Source organism: Kitasatospora sp. NPDC059408, assembly GCF_042751525.1.
Classification (GTDB): Bacteria; Actinomycetota; Actinomycetes; order Streptomycetales; family Streptomycetaceae; genus Kitasatospora.
On the sequence record NZ_JBHYWI010000038.1, the window covers coordinates 69148 to 87406 of the forward strand.

22 protein-coding genes and 1 pseudogene are annotated in these 18259 nt (G+C 74.5%); 11 read left to right on the plus strand and 12 right to left on the minus strand.

Annotated features, from left to right (window positions below; translation table 11 throughout):
• Window positions 1-16 precede the first annotated feature (16 nt).
• Window positions 17-751 (minus strand): alpha/beta fold hydrolase, encoded by a 735-nt coding sequence (locus ACFXDE_RS24525; RefSeq protein WP_380496923.1) that lies wholly within the window; start codon window positions 749-751, stop codon window positions 17-19.
• 108 nt (window positions 752-859) lie between these two features.
• Here ACFXDE_RS24525 and ACFXDE_RS24530 point away from each other — a divergent pair, with 108 nt between their 5' ends.
• Window positions 860-1849 carry a helix-turn-helix transcriptional regulator gene (locus tag ACFXDE_RS24530; protein WP_380496924.1) on the plus strand — a complete coding sequence of 330 codons (990 nt, stop codon included), beginning with the start codon at window positions 860-862 and terminating at the stop codon, window positions 1847-1849.
• Window positions 1850-1857: 8 nt separating this feature from the next.
• On the opposite strand, the gene ACFXDE_RS24535 is transcribed toward ACFXDE_RS24530, so the two are convergent.
• Window positions 1858-2298: a thioredoxin family protein gene (locus ACFXDE_RS24535; protein ID WP_380496925.1), complete on the minus strand. Its 441-nt coding sequence runs from the start codon at window positions 2296-2298 to the stop codon at window positions 1858-1860.
• Between the two features lie 146 nt (window positions 2299-2444).
• On the opposite strand from ACFXDE_RS24535, the gene ACFXDE_RS24540 reads away from it, so the two are divergent.
• The 3 genes from ACFXDE_RS24540 (at window position 2445) to ACFXDE_RS24550 (ending at window position 4607) form a co-directional block, all read left to right on the plus strand.
• Window positions 2445-3071, plus strand: coding sequence for a hypothetical protein (locus ACFXDE_RS24540; RefSeq protein WP_380496926.1), 627 nt, complete (start codon window positions 2445-2447; stop codon window positions 3069-3071).
• Between the two features lie 235 nt (window positions 3072-3306).
• Window positions 3307-3879: a sigma-70 family RNA polymerase sigma factor gene (locus ACFXDE_RS24545; RefSeq protein ID WP_380496927.1), complete on the plus strand. Its 573-nt coding sequence runs from the start codon at window positions 3307-3309 to the stop codon at window positions 3877-3879.
• Window positions 3876-4607: an anti-sigma factor family protein gene (locus ACFXDE_RS24550; protein WP_380496929.1), complete on the plus strand. Its 732-nt coding sequence runs from the start codon at window positions 3876-3878 to the stop codon at window positions 4605-4607. Before ACFXDE_RS24545 ends, ACFXDE_RS24550 begins: the two co-directional genes overlap by 4 nt.
• Before the next feature lie 92 nt (window positions 4608-4699).
• Here the strand turns inward: ACFXDE_RS24550 and ACFXDE_RS24555 are convergent, their stop codons facing one another.
• The 4 genes from ACFXDE_RS24555 to ACFXDE_RS24570 all read right to left on the minus strand — a co-directional run bounded on the left by ACFXDE_RS24555 (window position 4700) and on the right by ACFXDE_RS24570 (window position 7507).
• A complete protein-coding gene (locus tag ACFXDE_RS24555) occupies window positions 4700-5362 on the minus strand; it encodes a hypothetical protein (RefSeq protein ID WP_380496930.1) in 663 nt (220 codons plus the stop codon).
• A 25-nt stretch (window positions 5363-5387) separates the two neighbouring features.
• Window positions 5388-6008, minus strand: a complete 621-nt coding sequence (locus ACFXDE_RS24560; protein WP_380496946.1) for a hypothetical protein — start codon at window positions 6006-6008, stop codon at window positions 5388-5390.
• Window positions 6009-6108: 100 nt separating this feature from the next.
• Window positions 6109-6618 carry a DUF1990 family protein gene (locus tag ACFXDE_RS24565; protein WP_380496931.1) on the minus strand — a complete coding sequence of 170 codons (510 nt, stop codon included), beginning with the start codon at window positions 6616-6618 and terminating at the stop codon, window positions 6109-6111.
• 13 nt (window positions 6619-6631) lie between these two features.
• Window positions 6632-7507 (minus strand): YndJ family protein, encoded by an 876-nt coding sequence (locus ACFXDE_RS24570; RefSeq protein ID WP_380496933.1) that lies wholly within the window; start codon window positions 7505-7507, stop codon window positions 6632-6634.
• A gap of 242 nt (window positions 7508-7749) precedes the next feature.
• Between ACFXDE_RS24570 and ACFXDE_RS24575 the strand changes: the two genes are divergently transcribed.
• Window positions 7750-8019 carry a DUF1876 domain-containing protein gene (locus ACFXDE_RS24575; protein ID WP_380437379.1) on the plus strand — a complete coding sequence of 90 codons (270 nt, stop codon included), beginning with the start codon at window positions 7750-7752 and terminating at the stop codon, window positions 8017-8019.
• A 309-nt stretch (window positions 8020-8328) separates the two neighbouring features.
• Here the strand turns inward: ACFXDE_RS24575 and ACFXDE_RS24580 are convergent, their stop codons facing one another.
• The 3 genes from ACFXDE_RS24580 to ACFXDE_RS24590 form a co-directional block, all read right to left on the minus strand.
• Complete coding sequence (locus ACFXDE_RS24580) at window positions 8329-8769, minus strand: PPOX class F420-dependent oxidoreductase (protein ID WP_380496934.1); 441 nt, start codon at window positions 8767-8769, stop codon at window positions 8329-8331.
• Window positions 8770-9013: 244 nt separating this feature from the next.
• A complete protein-coding gene (locus ACFXDE_RS24585) occupies window positions 9014-10543 on the minus strand; it encodes an MFS transporter (RefSeq protein WP_380496935.1) in 1530 nt (509 codons plus the stop codon).
• 158 nt (window positions 10544-10701) lie between these two features.
• A complete protein-coding gene (locus tag ACFXDE_RS24590; protein WP_380496936.1) occupies window positions 10702-11385 on the minus strand; it encodes a TetR/AcrR family transcriptional regulator in 684 nt (227 codons plus the stop codon).
• Window positions 11386-11595: 210 nt separating this feature from the next.
• Here ACFXDE_RS24590 and ACFXDE_RS24595 point away from each other — a divergent pair, with 210 nt between their 5' ends.
• Window positions 11596-12177: a Uma2 family endonuclease gene (locus ACFXDE_RS24595; RefSeq protein ID WP_380496937.1), complete on the plus strand. Its 582-nt coding sequence runs from the start codon at window positions 11596-11598 to the stop codon at window positions 12175-12177.
• 124 nt (window positions 12178-12301) lie between these two features.
• Entirely contained in the window at window positions 12302-13090 is a 789-nt protein-coding gene (locus ACFXDE_RS24600) for a VOC family protein (protein ID WP_380496938.1), read from the plus strand.
• On the opposite strand, the gene ACFXDE_RS24605 is transcribed toward ACFXDE_RS24600, so the two are convergent.
• Window positions 13074-13547, minus strand: coding sequence for a hemerythrin domain-containing protein (locus tag ACFXDE_RS24605; protein WP_380496940.1), 474 nt, complete (start codon window positions 13545-13547; stop codon window positions 13074-13076). The two genes, ACFXDE_RS24600 and ACFXDE_RS24605, sit on opposite strands and share 17 nt — an antisense overlap.
• A gap of 95 nt (window positions 13548-13642) precedes the next feature.
• Window positions 13643-14239 carry a TIGR03086 family metal-binding protein gene (locus ACFXDE_RS24610; protein WP_380496941.1) on the minus strand — a complete coding sequence of 199 codons (597 nt, stop codon included), beginning with the start codon at window positions 14237-14239 and terminating at the stop codon, window positions 13643-13645.
• 184 nt (window positions 14240-14423) lie between these two features.
• On the opposite strand from ACFXDE_RS24610, the gene ACFXDE_RS24615 reads away from it, so the two are divergent.
• The gene (locus tag ACFXDE_RS24615; RefSeq protein WP_380496942.1) at window positions 14424-14993 is read left to right on the plus strand and encodes a DoxX family protein; all 570 of its coding nucleotides are present in this window, start codon (window positions 14424-14426) and stop codon (window positions 14991-14993) included.
• 73 nt (window positions 14994-15066) lie between these two features.
• On the opposite strand, the gene ACFXDE_RS24620 is transcribed toward ACFXDE_RS24615, so the two are convergent.
• Window positions 15067-15828 (minus strand): PP2C family protein-serine/threonine phosphatase, encoded by a 762-nt coding sequence (locus ACFXDE_RS24620; protein WP_380496943.1) that lies wholly within the window; start codon window positions 15826-15828, stop codon window positions 15067-15069.
• Window positions 15829-16081: 253 nt separating this feature from the next.
• On the opposite strand from ACFXDE_RS24620, the gene ACFXDE_RS24625 reads away from it, so the two are divergent.
• The 3 genes and pseudogenes from ACFXDE_RS24625 to ACFXDE_RS24635 form a co-directional block, all read left to right on the plus strand.
• The gene (locus ACFXDE_RS24625; RefSeq protein ID WP_380496944.1) at window positions 16082-17089 is read left to right on the plus strand and encodes a Dyp-type peroxidase; all 1008 of its coding nucleotides are present in this window, start codon (window positions 16082-16084) and stop codon (window positions 17087-17089) included.
• Window positions 17090-17105: 16 nt separating this feature from the next.
• Window positions 17106-17951 carry a family 1 encapsulin nanocompartment shell protein gene (locus tag ACFXDE_RS24630; protein ID WP_380437359.1) on the plus strand — a complete coding sequence of 282 codons (846 nt, stop codon included), beginning with the start codon at window positions 17106-17108 and terminating at the stop codon, window positions 17949-17951.
• A gap of 195 nt (window positions 17952-18146) precedes the next feature.
• Window positions 18147-18259 (plus strand): annotated as a pseudogene (locus ACFXDE_RS24635) (electron transfer flavoprotein subunit beta); the annotation flags it as partial.

Genomic DNA, 18259 nt, shown 5'->3' on the forward strand with positions numbered 1-18259 from the left:
CGGCCCGGAGCGCCGCTCAGAGCGCCGCGAGTTCCGCCAGCACCGTGGCCGTGTCGGCCGGCCGGGAGAACATCGGCCAGTGCCCGGTGGGCAGTTCGCGCAGCTCCCAGTTCGGCCCGTCCAGCCCCGCGAACCACGGGTGGCCCGCCTCGATCATCGCGCGCACCTGGGCGAGCGGGAACGAGCAGGCCACCAGCGCCTGCGGCAGCGCGGCCCCGGCGCCGGTGAGCCGGAGCCGGTCCAGGTAGGCGCCGACGGGGTGCGGGGTGGTCCGCGCGCCGATCCGGGCGAGCATCGCCTCGTCCAGGCCCTCCGTGCTCGCGCCGTGCTCGGCGATGGCGGCCCAGGACGGCATCGGCAGCCGGCCGTCGACCACCGAGGCGTCGGCCCAGGCGCGGTAGTCGGGCTGCCACAGGTCGTACACCGAACTGCCGTCGACCATCGGCCCGCTGTCCAGGTAGACCACCCGGCGCACGCGTTCCGGCATCCGGTCGGCGATCCCGCCGACCGGGGCGCAGGCGCCGCTGTGCGCGACCAGCACCACGTCGTGCAGGTCCTCGCGGACCAGCAGGCCGGCCAGGTCGGCGATGTGGTCCTCCAGCCCGAAGTCGCCCTTCTCCCCGGCGCGTTCGGCGAGCCCGGGCAGGCTCACCGCGTACACCGCGTGCCCGGCCGCGCGCAGCGGCGCCGCAACCTCGTCCCACGCCCAGGCACCGAGCCAGAAACCGGGGACCAGTACGAACGTGCTCATGGTGGATCGCTCCTTCGCGTCGGCGGGAACCCGGGGGCCGACCCCCGTCGCCGACGACTCTAGGATCGAATCCGGACAGAACCCGCCCGGATGAGAACGGGGGAACCGATGGACCACCCGGTCAGTCGCGTACTCGCTCTGCTCGAACTGCTCCAGGACCACCCGGGCCTTACCGCCGCCGAACTCGCCGCCCGCCTGGACGTCGACGAGCGCACCGTCCGCCGCTACACCGCCCGCCTGGCCGACCTCGGCATTCCCGTGCGCGCCGACCGCGGCCGCTACGGCGGCTACCGGCTGCTGCCCGGCTACCGCCTCCCTCCCCTCATGCTCACCGCCGACGAGGCCGCCTCCGTCGTGCTGGGCCTCCTCGCCGGGCGCAGCACGGGCCTGACGGTGGGGGAGCGGGCCGCCGGGACGGCGCTCGCGAAGATCCGGCGGGTGCTGCCGCCCGCCCTGCGCGAGCGGATCGACGCCGTCGAGCAGACCCTCGGCCTGAGCGCCGCGCCCGCCGCCGGGCCGGGTCCGGCGGCCGCCGCACTGTTCACGCTGGCCGACGCGGCCCGCTGCCGGCGCCGGGTGCTGCTCGTCTACCGGGACCGCGAGGACCGGCCCAGCGAGCAGGAGTTCGACCCGTACGGCCTGGTCTTCCACTCGGGCCGCTGGTACACCACCGGGCTCGACCACCGCAGCGGCGAGGAGCGGACGTTCCGCCTGGACCGGATCGTCCGGGCCGAGTCGCGCGGGACCGGGTTCGAGCCGCCGGCCGACGTCGACCCGGTGCAGCGCGTCGTCGAGTCGCTGGCGGGGGTGCCGTGGACGCACCGGGTGGAGGTGGAGCTCGGGATGACGCTCGAAGAGGCGCGCAAGCGCCTGCCGCGCGCCGTCGGGACGGTCACCGAGCTGGCCGAGGGGCGCGTACTGCTGCGCGCCCGGGCGCAGAACCTGGACGGCGTCGCCGTGCTGCTCGCGGGCCTCGGCCGCCCGTTCACCGTCCGCACGCCGGACGCGCTGCGCGACGAAGTCCGGGCGCTGGCGGCCCGGCTGGCAGCGTGGAGCGGGCCCGGGGAGGTCGACTCCCCGGGCCCGCCCGTAAGTTGATCAGCAGGTCACGCCGTGCCCTGCGCTGCCTGCTCCTCGGCGACCTTGCGCTTCACCTCGGCCATGTCCAGCTTCCTGGCCTGGCCGATCAGGTCCTCGAACACCGCCTCCGGCAGCGCGCCGGCCTGCGAGAAGACGAGCACGCCCTCGCGGATGATCGCCAGCGTCGGGATCGACTGGATCCCGAACGCGGACGCCAGCTCCTGCTGGGCCTCGGTGTCCACCTTGGCGAACACGAGGTCCTGGTGGCGCGCGGCGGCCTTCTCGTACACCGGGGCGAACTGGCGGCACGGCCCGCACCACCCGGCCCAGAAGTCGATGAAGACGAAGTCCTTGCCCTCGGGGCCGGGGACGATGTCGTCGAAGTTCTCCTTGGTCAGCTCGACCGTGTTGCTCATCTCGCGATTCCTTCCCTTCCGGAGGAGGCGGTTCGGACCTGTGCACGCCACAACGGCACGCCGGCACGGCCTATTCCACCGCCCCTTTCACCGTTCTCTTCCACCGTCCTCCCCCGGTGTGGCGCCCCGGTGAGCAGCGCGCCGCCACCGTCCGTACAGAAGGGTGTCCACTCCGCCCCCGACCACGGGAGCCCACCATGCGCAGCAACCCCCGCACGCGGCGGGCCGCGCTGCTCGCCGCCTCCGGCCTCGCCGTGACCGCCCTCGTGGCCGGCTGCGGGTCCTCCGGCTCCGGTTCGAGCGCCAAGCCCAGCACCCCGAGCACCCCGAGCGCGCCGGCCGCGCCGAGTACCCCGGCCCCGGGCACCCCGGCCCCGAGCCAGCCCCCGGCCGCCGGCGGCACGACCCTGCAGACCGCGACGGACCCCAAGCTCGGGACGATCATCACCGACGGCTCCGGCTTCACGCTCTACCGCTTCGACAAGGACGAGAGCAGCCCGCCGGACTCGTACTGCAACACCGGCTGCTCCTCGCTCTGGCCGCCCGAGCAGTCCACCGGAAACGTCACCGTCAAGGGCATCGACAGCAAGCTCGTCGGCTCCTTCACCCGCGACGACGGCACCAAGCAGGTCACCGTCAACGGCTGGCCGGTCTACCGGTACGCACCGGACACCAAGCCCGGTGACACGAAGGGTCAGGGCTTCGGCGGCATCTGGCACGCGCTGACCCCGACCGGCGACAAGGCGGGCGTCGCGACCGGCACCACCCCGATGCCGAGCGCCCCGGCGACCCCGAAGCCCACCGCGCCGAGCAGCGGCTACTGACCCGTGACGATGCCCAGGGCCTGTCTTCGAACCCCCGTCGTCCGCCCGGAGGGCGGGCCGTGCGGCGTGGGGGTGCGTGGATCGCAAGGCGGAGGAGGGAGTCCATGCGGTGGGGGCACCTCCCGGCCGTCAGGCTGGGGGACATCGGCGACCGACGACAACGCGGCGAGGCGCGTGCCCCGGCGTCGCACGGCAGGCGGGGGTTCGAAGACAGGCCCTGGCCCGGGAGGCAGGGGTGCGCAACGATGAAGTGGTGACCGAGGAGCACCCCCGCGGTGAGGCCGCCGCACGCGGGCCGGGGGCGTCGGACGAGGAGCTGATGCGCGCCCTGTACCGCGAGCACGCCGGTCCGCTCTACGGCTTCGTGCTCCACCTGGTCGCCGGCGACCGCCAGCGCGCCGAGGACGTCGTGCAGGAGACGCTCGTCCGGGCCTGGCGCAACATCCACCGGCTCGACCCGGCGGCCCGCTCGCTGCGCCCCTGGCTGGTCACGGTCGCGCGCCGGATCGTCATCGACGACCACCGCGGCGCGCTCGCCCGGCCCCGCGAGGTGGACGCCGCGCCGCTGGAGCTGATGCCCGCCGACGACGAACTCGACCGGGCCCTGCGGATGATGACCATCGCGGACGCCCTCGGCGACCTCTCGCCCGCCCACCGGGAGATCATCGTCGAGACCTACCTCAAGGGCCGCACCGCCAAGGAGGCGGCCGCCGAACTCGGCATCCCGGCCGGGACCGTCCGGTCGCGGGTGTTCTACGCACTGCGCTCGCTCAGGCTCGCACTGGAGGAACGGGGAGTGACATCGTGACCGACCGCCCCGACCCCGCCCCCGGCGGAGCCGACCACGTCGACGCCGGCGCGTACGTCCTCGGCCTGCTGGAGCCCGCCGAGCGCGCCGCGTTCGAGGAGCACCTGGCCGGGTGCCCGCAGTGCGCGGCGCAGGTCGCGGAGCTCGGCCCGGTCGAGCCCGTGCTGGCCGAGTACGCGGCCTCGGCCGCGGCGCTCGGCCTCGATCCGGCCGGGCCGGCCCCGGGCCCCGACCCCGCCCTCCTGGACCGGCTGGTCGCCGAGGTCTCGGCCGGCCGGCGGCGGGGCCGGGTGCGGCGGCTGGTGCTGGCGCTGGCCGCGAGCGCGATGGTGGCCGCGGGCCCGGTGGTCACGGCTGCGGTGGTCAGCGGCAGCGCCACGCCCGCGGTGGTCGCCGTCGCGCAGCAGTTCTCCGCGACCGACCCGCAGACCGGTGCCCAGGCCGTCGTCGGAGTGGACGGCGTCACCTGGGGCAGCCGGGTGAGTCTCCAACTGTCCAATGTCCAGGGACCGTTGACGTGCACCCTGGTCGCGGTCTCGCACGGTGGCGAGCACCAGACGGTCACCACCTGGAACGTTCCGGCGGACGGCTACGGCGAGCCGGACAGCGGGGACACGCTGCACACCGGTGGGGGCACCGCGTTCCAGCCGGGCCAGATCGACCACTTCGAGGTGCGTGTCCAGGGCACCGGCGCCGTGCTCGTCTCCGTCCCGGCCCACCGGGCCTGAGCCCGTCGCACGTCAGGCCCGCCACGGTTCGGGCCCGCCACGGTTCGGGCCCGCCACGGTTCGGGCCCGCCGCGATTCGGGCCCGTGGCGGTTCAGGCCCGCCGAGGCCAGTGCGGGCTGGGCGTGCCCTCGTCGGTCATGTGCGAGCGCCGCCAGATCCCGCGCCAGGCGCGCGGCGCGGACGGCAGGAGCTCCCGGTGCCGCTGCCCGCACGCGCCGCACGGCCGGAGCACCAGCGCGCACGCCGGGCACACCTCGGCCGTGCCGTGCCCGGTCGGGACCGCCACCGCGGCCCCCTCGTCCCCGCAGGCCGGGCACCCGGGCAGCTCGGCACCGTCCAGCAGCGCGTTCTGCCGGCGGACGTAGTCGGGCAGCCGCAGCGCCGGATGGCGGAACGGGTCGTCGTACCAGGCCTCGTTCCCGACGCTGTCGTACCTCCGCAGCCACCACGGCCGCGGAGCCGGCACGGACCTGCGCCCGGCCCGCTTCTCCGCCCGGCGCCGCGCCGCGAACTCCGCCGCGCGCGCGAGCCACAGCGTCCGCGCCTCGTGCAGTTCCTCGACCGCGCGGACGAGCGCGTCCGGATCCGCCTCCAGCCGTCGCGGGATTCGGGCGCTCAGCGTGAGGTGGTGGTACGTCGCCCTGAACCCGTACGGCGCGAAGCAGGTGACGCACGTGCGCAGCGCCGCGTGCCGCCGCCGGACGGGGAGCCGGGCGTCGTGTACGAGGGCCCGGTGGGTGTGGAAGCTGGTCACGTCCTCGGTCCTCGGTTTTCGGTGTTCAGTCCTCCGTCACCGGGTCGGGTATCCGCGCGAGCGCGGCGGCGATCCCGGCGGCGTGCTCCGGGAGGTACCGCTCGGCCCAGCGCTCGGCGAGCCCGACGAAGTCGCGCAGGTCCTGCTCGGCGCGCACGACCAGGGCGCGGAGCTCGTCGACGGGCACCTCGATGACCGGGCTGTCCTGCTTGAGGCCCGTGTCGACGGTCAGCCGGACGACGTCGCCGAGGCGCTGGGCCAGCGGGGTCGGGCCGTGGCCGAAGCCGCCGGTGCCCTCGCCGTCGAGCACCTCCAGCCACTCGCGCCACTCTTCGAGGCCGTTGCAGCAGCCGGGGTCGAAGACCGTCCCGGTGGCGGTGTCGGTGACGCGGAAGCCGCCGGGTGCGTACGGGTACGGGCTGTTGAGCAGGCCGAACAGGAACGCGGCGACCGGGTCGTCCGCCTCGTCCGGGTCGGGGGCGTCGCCCTCCCAGGGGGTGGTGCCGTCGGCGATGCTCGCGAGCGCCGTGCCGACGTCGGCGGGCGCCGTCCGGCCGTCCACGACGATGAACCCGTAGGGCGTGGACGTGCCGATCGGCCACAGGTCGAAGTCGTCGAGGGCGGCGGTTTCCAGCACGGGCTGCATCAGGATCACCCCGGCATGATGGCGAATCGGCGATCCGCCGCGCCACGGCTTTTCGCGGCCGCGCTACGGCTTTTCGCCGCCGGGCCACGGCCGGGCACCGTCACCCGGCGTCGGCGGCGATGTGCGCGAGCACCCGCCCGCACCGCCGGGCGAAGGCCTGCTGGGCGAGCGGCAGGACGGGCCCGGCCAGGCGGGCGTACAGGGCCACCGGGCGGCTGAACGCGGTGACCGTGAACCAGACCGCCCCGTCCGGCCCCAGCTCCACCCGGAACGTCTCCTCGCCGCTGGCCAGGTGGCCGCTGCGGGTGCCGTAGGTGAGGCCGTAGCGGTCCGGGCCGGTCTCGGTGCGCAGGACCCGGTTCGGGGCGCCCGCGCGCAGCGGGCCGAGTCCGATCGCGCACCGCACGGCGAGGCCGGGCACGGCGTCGGCGTCCGCGTCGATCCGCACGCCGGCCAGGCGGTGCATGCGCCAGCCGAGGATCGCGGCGCCGGCCACCTCCAGGGCGGCCCGTCCGTGGCCGATCCGCACGCGGTGCGTCAAGTGGTTGTACCCGTCGGGCAGTTGACCGGTCGAGCTGGCGCCGGCTTCGGGGTAGCTGAGGTCGTCCACGGGTGGCCCTCGTTCATCGGTGGGTGGTGAGCGGGAGGTCGGTGCGCAGCGGCGGTGGTGTCTCCGCCTGCAGCCGGCGCCAGGCGAGCAGCGAGCACAGGGCGAAGCCCAGCGCGTTGCCGACGCCGTGGGTGGCGGCCATCCAGGTGAGCGTGGGGTGGGGCAGCCCGGACGCCTGGCCGAGGGCCCACCACAGGGCGAGCAGCATCGTGAGCGCGAGGACCGCCGAGGACACGGCGAGCAGGCGGGCGGTGACCGGGTCGGCCGTGCGGGTGCGCAGTTCGCGCCAGGTGAGGAGGCCGACGAGCCACATGCCGGTGGTGAGGACGACGGCGCCGGCGAACTGCACCCAGGCGCCGAGGAAGTAGCCGGCGAGGACCAGCAGCGTGCCCGCCGGGACGCTGAGCGCGGCGGCGCGGGCCGCCACGGAGTCCGGCGCGGCGGCCCGGCAGACGAGCCCGGCGACCAGGGCGGCGGTGAACCCGGCGAAGTGGAAGTGCGGGACGGTCAGGGCCAGGACGTGCGGCTCGAAGCCGAACAGCGGGTACCCGGCGCGCTCGGCGACCAGGGCCGTCCCGGCCACCGAGGGCGTGGCGAGCGCCATCAGGACGGCGATCTCGCGCGGTGCGAGCGAACGCGTGCGGGCCAGCCGCAGCGGCGCGTGGGCGGCGACGGCGAGCGTGCCGAGCAGGTACAGCACGGCGCACCCGGCCGCGAACCCGCCGCGCGGGAGCCAGAGCGACAGGGCCCCGGGGACGGCGGCGAGCGGCCAGAGCCGGCGGACGCGGGCGAGCCCGGGCCCGCCGATCAGGCCGAGGCCGAGCGGGACGACCGCGCCCATGCCGAGCAGGATCACCAGGTCGACCAGCTCGGTCGTGCCCCTCCCCATCCCTGACATCCCCGTCCCGGACAACCGGGCACCTCCTTGAACGTGTTCAAACTTACTCGCAGCCGCGACTCTACGCCGCCGAGTTGAACGTGTTCAACTCGCCCCCCGGATCGCTCCGGACCGCTCCGGCCGGGTGCGGACCGCTCTGGCCTGGTGCGGACGCCGGGTGCGGACCGCTCTGGCCTGGTGCGGACGCCGGGTGCGGCGCACTCTGGAGGAGTAACCGATGGAGGTGATCCGCCATGCAGACTCTGGTCGGTTGGCACATCGAGATGGAGTTCCGCGAGGAGGGCCCGCGGACGACCGCCGCCGCCCTGCTCCGGCTGAGCGACGGCAGCGAGGTGCGCGCCCACGGCTACAGCAGCCGCCACCCCTCGGACCCGGAACAGCTGCGGGTCGGCGAGGAGATCGCGGGGGCCCGGGCGCTCAACGACCTCGCGTCGCAGCTCCTGACCAAGGCCCACGGCGAGATCCAGGACGTCAGTCCGATCCCGACCCACCCGCTGACGTGACCGGCCCCGGCGGCGGCCCGGGTTCCCGCGGAGACGCGCGGGGGCACCCCCGGGAAGGCGAACGGGATCCGAACCGGCCGCGCATCCCGCTGATCTGTCCGCGCTGCGGGCACGAGCAGCGGGTCGTGCCGGGCGGTCCCGAGCGGGCGGTCCGGGTCGTGCACGTGGCGACCGGCCGGGAGGCCTGCGAGCCCGGGGACCTGGCCCGGGCGCCCGACGACGGGGACTGAACCCGGGCCCTCGCGAGGGGGCGGCCGAAGCCGTGTCCGACGCAGGTTCAGTCCGCCGCGGGTTCGGTTGGGCGCGGGTTCAGTTCGGGCAGTACGTCGTCGGCAGTTGCCACTCCGGCCCGACCAGCCGCTGCTCCAGCTCGTCGATCGTGATCCGGATGCCGACCGTCCCCGCGAGTCCGACCCGGAAGCGGCTGCGGGCCAGTACGAGCAGGGCCGTCAGGCCGTACTTGTTGATCAGCGAGGTGCGGTAGCGCGCGGTGGAGTCCGCGTCGCAGACCCGCGCGCGGGCCGGGATCCGGCGGCCGGTCGGGCGCCCGTGGGCGTCGCAGGGGCCGACCAGCACCCTGGGGTGGTGCCGGATCCGCTCGGCCGCGCCCGAGTGGGCCGGCGTCCAGACCCCGAGGGCCGGGCCGTCGGCGACCACCCAGATCTGCGACTCCAGGCGGCTGCCGTCGTCGCCGAACGTGGTGAGCAGCAGGTACCTGCTGTCGGAGAGCTGCTCGGTGCGGTCGTGCACGATGTCCTCCCGCTGGCGTGGGGGACCGGGGGCCGGACCGGTGACGGCGGCCCGCGGACATCTCGCGGTACCCGTCATTCTCGTCGATCGGGGCCGCCGCTTCGAGGGGGCGGGGGCTGCCCGGGTGCACCGGGCGCCCGGTCGGCGCGGAACGGCGAGAAGGACGGCGAACGGCCCGCCCGGTGCCGTGAGACACCGGACGGGCCGCGTACGCACCCGGAGTTCCGCCCCTCGGGGCCGGGGGTCAGTGCGCCAGCACCGGCACCTCGACGGCCTCCTCGGCACCGGCGGCCGAGCCGCTCGTCGCGCCGGGACGGCCCGCGTTGACGAAGGTGAAGGCCACGGCCGAGGCCGCCACCAGGATCCCGAAGGACACCCAGATCGCGGTCGAGAAGCCGTGCACCATGCCCTGGAACTGCAGCACCTTGGCGGCGGCCGGGTCGGCCGCGGCGGCGGCGGTCAGGTGCGAGGCCAGCCAGCCGGTGGTGGCGCTGGCCGCGATGGTGTTCAGCAGCGCGGTGCCGATCGCGCCGCCGACCTGCTGCGAGGTGTTGACCATCGCCGAGGCCACGCCCGCGTCGCGCGGCTGCACGCCGTGCGTGGCGAGGCTCATGGCCGGCATGAACGCGGTGCCCATGCCGAGGCCCATCAGGATCAGGCCGGGCAGGATGTGGACCGGGTAGGAGGAGTCCAGGCCGATCTGGGTGAGGATCAGCATGCCGATCGAGGCGACCAGGAAGCCGGGCGCCATCAGGAAGCGCGCCGGGACCCTGGTCATCAGCCGGGCGCCGATCTGGGTCGAGCCGGTGATCATGCCCGCCACCATCGGCAGGAACGCGACGCCGGTCAGGACCGGGCTGTAGCCCAGCACGATCTGCAGGTAGTAGGTCAGGAACAGGAACAGGCCGAACATGCCGATCACGGCCATGCCGAGCGACAGGTAGACCCCGCCGCGGTTGCGGTCGAGCACCACGCGCAGCGGCAGCAGCGGGGCCTTCACCCGGCGCTCGACCATGACGAACGCGGTCAGCAGCAGGGCGGCGGCGACGAACAGGCCCAGCGTGCTGCCGGCCGTCCAGCCGCTCGTCTCGGCGCGGGTGAAGCCGTAGACCAGGGAGACCAGGCCGGTGGTCACCAGCAGCACGCCCGGGACGTCCAGGCGGTTGCGGTTGCGGCCCTCGGCGGGCTCGCGGATCACCAGGACGGCGCCCGCGGCGGCGATGATCGCGAACGGGATGTTGACGAAGAAGGTCCAGCGCCAGTTCATGTACTCGGTGAGCAGGCCGCCGAGGATCAGACCGATGGCGCCGCCGCCGCCGGCGATCGCGCCGTAGATGCCGAAGGCCTTGGCGCGCTCCTTGGCCTCGGTGAAGGTCACCGCGAGCAGGGACAGCGCGGCGGGCGCGAGCAGCGCGCCGAACGCGCCCTGGAGGGCGCGGGCGCCGAGCAGCATCGCGGTGTTGGCCGCGGCGCCGCCGAGCGCGGAGGCGAGGGCGAAGCCGGTCAGGCCGACGATGAAGGTGCGCTTGCGGCCCCACAGGTCGGCGATCCGGCCGCCGAACAGCAGGAGGCCGCCGAAGGCCAGGGCGTAGGCGGTGATGACCCACTGGCGGTTGCCGTCGGATATGCCGAGGTCGCGCTGGGCGGACGGCAGGGCGATGTTCACGATGGTCGCGTCGAGGACGACCATCAGCTGGGCGAGGCCGATGAAGATCAGCGCCTTCCAGCGCCTGGGATCGGGCAGCGTCGCCGGGCGGGCGTCGGTTTCGGGCATGGCGGTACTCACTTCACGGGTGCGTGCGGGGCGGGAGAGGGGTCGACGGGCTTACGGCGCGCGCGAGTCGGCGCCGTACGCGGGCATGCCGGGGTCAGGCCTCGCGGCCTGGGGGCTCCGGTCGGTCGGGGGCGTGGGGCTCTGGGGGTCGGAACGGATCAGTGGTGGGCGGCCTGGAAGTCCTCGAAGGTGGCGGGCCGGCCGGGCAGGACCGAACGGGCGGGTGCCCGCAGGCCGTCCAGGAAGAGCTGGAGGTGCCGGTGCACGAAGTCGTCGAGCATCCGGCAGGAGGTGTTCGGCAGGGGACGGGAGAGCTGGGCGATCGCGATGAACAGGTCGCCGTGGTCGACGTCCGGCCGCAGCTCGCCCGCCGCGCGGGCCCGCTCCAGCAGGCCGCCGACGGCCGCGCGCATCCGGTCGCGGATCTCGACGACGTCCGGGTCGAACGGGTCCACCCGGGTGCCGAAGACCGTGCACAGCGCGCCGACCTTCTCCTCGACGGTCGCGTGCGCGAACCGCTGGAGCGCGTCGAACGGGCCGGTGCCGCCGTCCGCGTCCGCCTCGGCGGCCGCCGTCTCGGCGAGGGCCAGGATGCGGCCCTTGACGAGCAGCGCCACGGCCTTGATCAGCGACGTGCGGTCCGGGAAGTTCCGGTACAGCGTGGCGTTGCCGACCCCCGCCCGCTTCGCGATCTCGTCCAGCGGCACCTCGGCACCGTGCTCGACGAACGCGTCCCGGGCCGCCAGCACGATCCGCTCCCGGTTCCGGGTGGCATCGGCACGCAACTTGGGCGCCCGGACGCTCTCCGCGGAACGGGCCGGCTTGGTGGCGGCGGTGGTCACGACGACTGCTCCTCATCAGGATACCGGGGAACTTCTCCCCGCTTCTGCCTACGAGAGTCCAAACGGGGATTCCGTCCCCGGATATTTCGCCATCGAATGTGACCTGCATCACAGTCGACGAGGGCTATGGTCAGAAGGTCAGACAGCCCGTAACCAACCCGCCGGTGTGATCGTTGAATCGGGGGGTGCCCAGGCGAGGGAGGAAAGTCCGTGACCGCAATCTCCGACCGCCCGCTGATGCTGCCCGAGGAGTTCGAGGAGTTCGCTCGTGCCCTGGCCCGGACCGTCGAAGGCATCCGGCCAGAGTTCATCAACGGGAAGTTGGGGATCAAGCCGGTGCCAGACGGCGATCACGGCCGTATCGTTCAGTGGCTCGTGCGGATCTGCATCCAAGCCCGGCCGGAGCTCTACCTGCACGATCAGGGCCTGAAACTTCAGGGCTACCGAGGCGGCAACGCCCGTCCGGACGGCACGCTCGCTGATGCCGACGCCTTTGTCGGGCAGGGGGACTGGGCCGTGACGGACGAGGTGCTGATGGTCGCGGAGGTCACCTCGTTCGACTCCGACACCAATCAGCGTGACCGCATCGACAAGCCCCGTGCCTATGCCGAGAGCGGCATCCCGCTGTACCTGCTGATCGACCGGGACAGCGCCGAGGTCAAGGTCTACAGCCAGCCCGACGGCGTCCGCTACGAGACCGTCCAGATCCTCCCCTTCGGCAAGACCGTGGATCTGCCCGAGCCCGTCGGCATCTCCCTGGACACCGAGCCGCTCAAGAACTGGGTGCGCTGAACGCGGCCGTGTCGGGCCGGGCGGGGGTACGTCCGTCGGCCTAGGCTGTGGGCGTCCCGGGCGGCCGGTGGGCCGCGGGTGTCGGGAGGGGCCCGGCGGCCGGGTGGTGGCGAGGAGGTCCGCGATGGGCAGCGGTGAGACCGCCCGGGTGCGCTGCGTGGCGGCCGTTCCGTGCTGGGTGAGCCTGACGGCCCGGGACCTGGGGGACGCGCAGGCGTTCTACGGGCCGCTGCTGGGCTGGGAGTTCGAGCCCGGGCCGGACCGCTTCGGCCCCTACGTGCACGCGGTGGTCGGCGGCGAGGCGGTGGCCGGGCTGGGTGTCGCGGGCGGCGGCTGGGCGATCCCGGTCGCGTGGACGAGCTACTTCGGGACGGAGAGCGCCGACGCCGCCGCCGACGCGGTGCGCGAGCGCGGGGCCACGCTGGCCGTCGGGCCGCTGGCCTTCGACGTCGGGCGGATCGCGTTCGCCGCGGACCCGGTCGGCGCCGCGTTCGGCATCTGGGAGGGCCCGCCGGGCCGGGCCCGGCGGCTGGACCTGCCGGGCGCCCCGGTCTGGATCGAGCTGCGCACCCCGGACCCGTTCGCCGCGGCCCTGTTCTACGGCGAGGTGTTCCGCTGGGACGGCCGCGACCCGGAGCGGTTCGACGTGCGCTGGGAGCACGACCGGGTGGTGCTGCGGGCGGAGGGCCACAGCGTCGCGGCGCTCGCCAAGGAGCAGGCGGGCGGCCCGGCGGGTGCGCCGCCGCACTGGGAGGTGTCGTTCTCCGTCGAGGACACCGACCGGGCGATCGTGATGGCCGAAGAGCTGGGCGGTTCGGCGCTCGGCCCCGCCTTCGACTCCCCGTACGGGCGGGTGGCCCGCCTCCAGGACCCGGCGGGCGGCCGGTTCGCGGTGATCAGCCCGAAGGGCTAGCCGGGCCGGCCTCGGCGATCTCCTCGCGGTCGGCCCGCAGCCGCTCGCCGAGCGCCGCGCGGGCCGCGGCGGGCAGGGCCTTGCGGGCGGCGGGGAAGAGCTGCTTCTCCTCGGTCGCGTGGTGCCGCCGGACGGTGTCGGCGAGTCCGCCGAGGAGGGTGGCGAAGGCGGGGTCGCCGGGGGAGAGTCCCTGCAGGTCGGACAGGTACTGCCCGATCGCCAGGTGGTCGTGGATGCAGCCGAAGACCAGCGCCCCGCCGTCGGGCACGTCGTGCTGGACGACCGGGAAGAGGTGCTCCTCCTCGGCGGCGCAGTGGGTGAACAGCAGGTCGGTGAGCGTCGCCAGCAGGTCGGTGCGCTCGGCGGTGCCGTCGGGCGCGGACTCGATCCGGGTGAGCAGCTCGGCGACCGCCCGGTGGTCGGCGGTGAACTCGCCGAGGATGTCCGGCCTGCGCATGGCACGCCCGCCTCTCGCACGGAAACGTCCCCCTGGCTACCTCCAGTGTCCGGCATCGGCTGGCGTGGACGGCGAATCCGCAGGTCATCGGCCTCCTAGGGGTGGTCGCGGCGCCCGGTGAGGGCGAGCAGGCGGGTCTGGGGGTCCGCGTCGTCCGGGACGGGGACGGGCGGGGCGAACGCGCCGGTGCCCGACAGGTCGCCGTAGCCGCCGAGTGCGGCGAGGGCGAAGTCGACGAGGCCGGCGGGCAGCCGGGTCGGGTGGCCGATGCCCTCGGCGAGGTCCCAGGCGTGGATGACGAGGTCGGTGGTGACCTGGTCCAGGTAGTACTGCCCGGAGACGTCCCCGAACGACAGGTGGACGGTGAGCCCGGTGGCGCCGGGGACGGCGAAGGCGTGCCTGGCGGCGTCGGCGGCGGCCGTCCACGCGGCGACCGGGTCGTCGCCGAGGACGTCGCCGTCGAAGCGGCCGCCGACCTCCGCGACGGTGGCGCCCATCAGCAGTTCGGGGATCCACAGTTGCTCGCCGGTGAGGTGGTTGACGAGGTCGCGGACGGACCAGTCGGTGCACGGGGTGGGGGCGTCCCACTGGCCGGGGCCGATCAGCCGGACCTGCTCGCCGAAGGCGGCGAGGGCCTCGGGGTAGGGCGTGCCGGGAATCGCGGCCAGTTCGTGGTGCGCGCTTTCAGCCATGCCTCCACCCTGCCCCGCGCAGGGCCGGGCCCGCGAGTTGTCGGCGCGCCGTCAGTTGTTCAAATTCGAACTCCAAGGTACGGTCGAGGAGCGGCCGGTTCAACGTTAAACAAAGCGGGGTGTCCGAGCTCGGCCGCATCACCACACCCGCCCCGCGACCGACCCCCCATCGATGGAGACGCGCATGCCGAGCAGCAGCCCGAGCACGACCGCCCCCACCACTTCCGCCCGTTCGAACCGGGTGACCTCCGGGCCGGCGGAGACCTCCCCGCACGCCTACGACGCCGGGCTCCTGCTCCTGCGCCTCGTGCTCGGACTGACCATGGCCGCGCACGGCAGCCAGAAGCTGTTCGGCTGGTTCGGCGGCGGCGGGATCGACGGCACCGGCCAGTTCTTCACCGCGAGCGGCTACCCGGCGGGCAACGCCATGGCCGTCGTCGCGGGCCTCACCGAGACGGCGGGCGGCCTCGCGCTCGCGATCGGCCTGCTCACCCCGCTGGCCGGCGCCGCGATCCTCGGCACGATGGTCAACGCGATAGCCGTCACCTGGGGCGGCGGCTTCTTCCTGCCGAAGGGCAACGAGTACGAGCTGCTGCTCACGGCCGGCGCCGCCGCGCTCGCCCTGACCGGCCCCGGCCGCTACGCCGTGGACCGCTTCCTGCCGGTGGTGCGGGCGCACCGCCTGGCGTACGGCGCGGCCGCCGTCGTGGTCGGACTGGTGACCGCGGGCGCGATCCTGCTGCTCCGCAAGTAGGCATCAACTCGCCTGTAGTGAAGCCGTGGTGACGGATCGTCACCACGGCTTCGCCGTTTCGCTCCGCGCCCGGTCACCCGCCGATCCGCACCAGCGCCAGCGTGATGTTGTCCGGCCCGCCGGCCTCGATCGCGGCCCGCCACAGCTCGAACGCCGCCTTCCCGTCCGACCGGTCCGAGTCCCCGGAGGCCCGGGCCAGCAGGTCGGCGAGTTCCTCCTCGGGCACCGGGTCGGTCAGCCCGTCGCTGCACACCAGGTAGCGGTCGCCGGCGGCGAGCGGGGCCGTCCGCACGTGCGGTTCGACGAAGGTCAGGCCGAGCGAGCCGCCCAGCGTCTGGGTGACCATCGAGGTGGTGCGCCGGCCTGGCGGCAGCGGCGGGCTGTCGTCCACGCTCACCAGCCGCAGGCCGTCCGCGGTGACCCGGTAGACCCGGCTGTCGCCGACGTTGAACGCCACCGCCCGCTCGGGCAGCAGCACCAGGCCGGCCACCGTCGTGCCCATCGCGGCCAGCTCCGGCTCCTCGGCGGCGGCCGCGTAGACGGCGCGGTTGCACTCCTGGAGCTCCTCGCGGACCGCCTCCTCGTCGCCGAGCCCGGGACCGTCCGCGGCGAGCCGGCGGGCCACCAGCGCGCTCGCCACCTCGCCGCCGGGGTGGCCGCCGAGGCCGTCGGCGACCGCGACGACGCAGGGCGGGCCGAACGGGAAGAGCAGGGTCTGCGGGTTGGTGGTCACCGTGGCGCAGAGCGTCCACGGCCCGATCGTGAGGCTGTCCTCGTTGTGCTCGCGCACCAGGCCCTCGTGGCTCAGCGCGCTCACCGCGATGTACGGCGCCATCGGTTCGCCGCCCTTCGGGAGCTCTCATCCCATTGTCGGGGGGACCCGCGGCCCGGCGCGAAGCGGGAAGTGGACGCCGGAAGCAGGGCGCGGGACGCGGGAACCGCGACAGATCGAAGGTTCGACGGCCGGCCCCGCGCCCGGGTGCGCGCCGCCCGCGCCGATCCTCCCGCTCTGCGGTGTAATCGTACGAATGATCAGATTCGCGCCTTCCTGACGGCGCCTTCCTGACGTCCCCCGGAGGGAACCGCCCATGCAGCCCGAGCCGCCCGAGCCGCAAGCCGTCCTGTCCCCGCTGACCGGCGCGGCCGTCTTCCTCGTGCTCACCGTGCACCCCGGCGGCGAGGACACCGTCCGCGCCCTCCTGCCCGACCTCGCCGGACTGCGCCGTTCGGTCGGCTTCCGCGCTCCCGAGGGTGGTCTGACCTGCGTCACCGGCATCGGCTCGGACGCCTGGGACCGGCTCTTCGCGGGCCCGAGGCCGGCCGGGCTGCACCCGTTCCGCGAGGTGGCCGGCGCCCGCCACCGCGCCCCGGCCACCCCCGGCGACCTCCTGCTGCACGTGCGGGCCGAGCGGACGGACCTCTGCTTCGAGCTCGCCGCCCGGCTCACCGAGCGCCTCGCGGGCGCGGCCGCCGTCGTCGACTCCGTCCTGGGCTTCCAGTACTTCGACGACCGCGACCTGCTCGGCTTCGTCGACGGCACCGAGAACCCCGAGGGCCGCGCCGCCGAGACCGCCGCGCTGGTCGGCGACGAGGACCCGGGCTTCGCCGGCGGCAGCTACGTCGTCGTCCAGAAGTACCTGCACGACCTCGACAAGTGGAACGCGCTGAGCACCGAGGAGCAGGAGGGGGCGGTCGGGCGCACCAAGCTCGGCGACATCGAGCTCGACGACGACGTCAAGCCCGCCGACTCGCACGTCGCGCTCACCGTCCTCACCGGGCCGGACGGCGGGGAGCGGAAGATCGTCCGCTTCAACATGCCGTTCGGCTCCTTCGAGCGCGGCGGCGAGTACGGCACCTACTTCATCGGCTACGCGCGCACCCCCGAGGTGACCGAGGAGATGCTGCGCAACATGTTCGTCGGCCGCCCGCCCGGCACCACCGACCGGCTGCTCGACTTCTCCACCGCCGTCACCGGCTCGCTGTTCTTCGTCCCGACCGCCGACTTCCTCGACACCCCTCCGCCCCCGCCGCCCGGGCCGGGCGCCGTCCCGGGGGACGGCTCGCTCGGCATCGGCAGCCTCAAGCGGACCCCCTGACAAGGACCTTCGCACCATGGACAACCTGCACCGGGACCTCGCCCCCGTCTCCGCCGCCGCCTGGGCCGAGATCGAGGAGGAGGCCCGCCAGACCTTCACCCTGCACGTCGCCGGCCGCCGCGCCGTCGACCTGCGCGGCCCCGACGGCGCCGGGCTGGCCGCCGTCGGCACCGGCCACCTCGCCGCGATCGACCCGCCCGCCGACGGCGTCCTGGCCCACGCCCGCGAGGCCCGGCCGGTGGTCGAGCTCCGCGTCCCGTTCACTGTCGCGCGCGAGGCCGTCGACGACGTCGAGCGCGGCGCCCGCGACTCCGACTGGCAGCCGGTCAAGGACGCCGCCCGCACCCTCGCCCTCGCCGAGGACCGCGCCGTCTTCGAGGGCTACCGGGCCGCCGCCATCGAGGGCATCCGCGCCGCCGCCACCAACCCGCCCGTCCCGCTCCCGGCCGACGTCCGCGACTACCCCAATGCCGTCAGCCGCGCCCTCACGGCGCTGCGCCTCGCGGGCGTCGGCGGCCCGTACTCGCTGCTCCTCGGCGCGGACGCGTTCACCGCCGTCAACGAGACCAGCGACCACGGCTACCCCGTCCACAACCACCTCGCCCGGCTCCTGGACGGCGAGATCATCTGGGCCCCCGCCATCGAGGGCGCCCTCCTGCTCTCCGCCCGCGGCGGCGACTTCGAACTCGTCCTCGGCCAGGACGTCTCGGTCGGCTACCTCTCCCACGACGCCGACTCCGTCCGGCTGTACCTCCAGGAGTCGCTCACCTTCCGCGTCCACACCGGCGAGGCCGCCGTGGCCCTGGGCGGACCGGCGCCGCAGGACGGCCCGAGGGCCCCGGGCCACCGTGAAGGGTACTGAGTTCCTTTACGAGGGGTACTGAGTGCCGTATTGTCGTCCCGGAGCCTCTGACGCCAGTCGAAGAGAGCCGACACGGCATGCCGGTCCAGGTGGCGCTTGCGGGCGCATGGCGCGGCCGGGCCGGGATTGGCACTCAGTACCCTCGGCATGACCTGAGGCCAAGGATCCAGTGCACCCGTGACAGGAGAACCGCTCATGACCTTGAGGATCGTCGTCTGTGTGAAGCACGTGCCGGACGCGACGGGTGACCGTCGTTTCGCGGACGACCACACCACCGACCGGGAGGGCGTGGACGGCCTCCTGTCGGA

Bases quoted from the DNA above. Each gene is read 5' to 3' on its own strand.
- ACFXDE_RS24630 (WP_380437359.1), top strand. From the start codon at position 17,106: ATGGACAACCTGCACCGGGACCTCGCCCCCGTCTCCGCCGCCGCCTGG.
- ACFXDE_RS24560 (WP_380496946.1), bottom strand. From the start codon at position 6,008: ATGCAGCCCGTGCTGGAAACCGCCGCCCTCGACGACTTCGACCTGTGG.
- ACFXDE_RS24600 (WP_380496938.1), top strand. From the start codon at position 12,302: ATGGGCAGCGGTGAGACCGCCCGGGTGCGCTGCGTGGCGGCCGTTCCG.
- ACFXDE_RS24585 (WP_380496935.1), bottom strand. From the start codon at position 10,543: ATGCCCGAAACCGACGCCCGCCCGGCGACGCTGCCCGATCCCAGGCGC.
- ACFXDE_RS24610 (WP_380496941.1), bottom strand. From the start codon at position 14,239: ATGGCTGAAAGCGCGCACCACGAACTGGCCGCGATTCCCGGCACGCCC.
- ACFXDE_RS24625 (WP_380496944.1), top strand. From the start codon at position 16,082: ATGCAGCCCGAGCCGCCCGAGCCGCAAGCCGTCCTGTCCCCGCTGACC.
- ACFXDE_RS24615 (WP_380496942.1), top strand. From the start codon at position 14,424: ATGCCGAGCAGCAGCCCGAGCACGACCGCCCCCACCACTTCCGCCCGT.
- ACFXDE_RS24530 (WP_380496924.1), top strand. From the start codon at position 860: ATGGACCACCCGGTCAGTCGCGTACTCGCTCTGCTCGAACTGCTCCAG.
- ACFXDE_RS24525 (WP_380496923.1), bottom strand. From the start codon at position 751: ATGAGCACGTTCGTACTGGTCCCCGGTTTCTGGCTCGGTGCCTGGGCG.
- ACFXDE_RS24620 (WP_380496943.1), bottom strand. From the start codon at position 15,828: ATGGCGCCGTACATCGCGGTGAGCGCGCTGAGCCACGAGGGCCTGGTG.
- ACFXDE_RS24570 (WP_380496933.1), bottom strand. From the start codon at position 7,507: ATGGGGAGGGGCACGACCGAGCTGGTCGACCTGGTGATCCTGCTCGGC.
- ACFXDE_RS24575 (WP_380437379.1), top strand. From the start codon at position 7,750: ATGCAGACTCTGGTCGGTTGGCACATCGAGATGGAGTTCCGCGAGGAG.
- ACFXDE_RS24605 (WP_380496940.1), bottom strand. From the start codon at position 13,547: ATGCGCAGGCCGGACATCCTCGGCGAGTTCACCGCCGACCACCGGGCG.
- ACFXDE_RS24540 (WP_380496926.1), top strand. From the start codon at position 2,445: ATGCGCAGCAACCCCCGCACGCGGCGGGCCGCGCTGCTCGCCGCCTCC.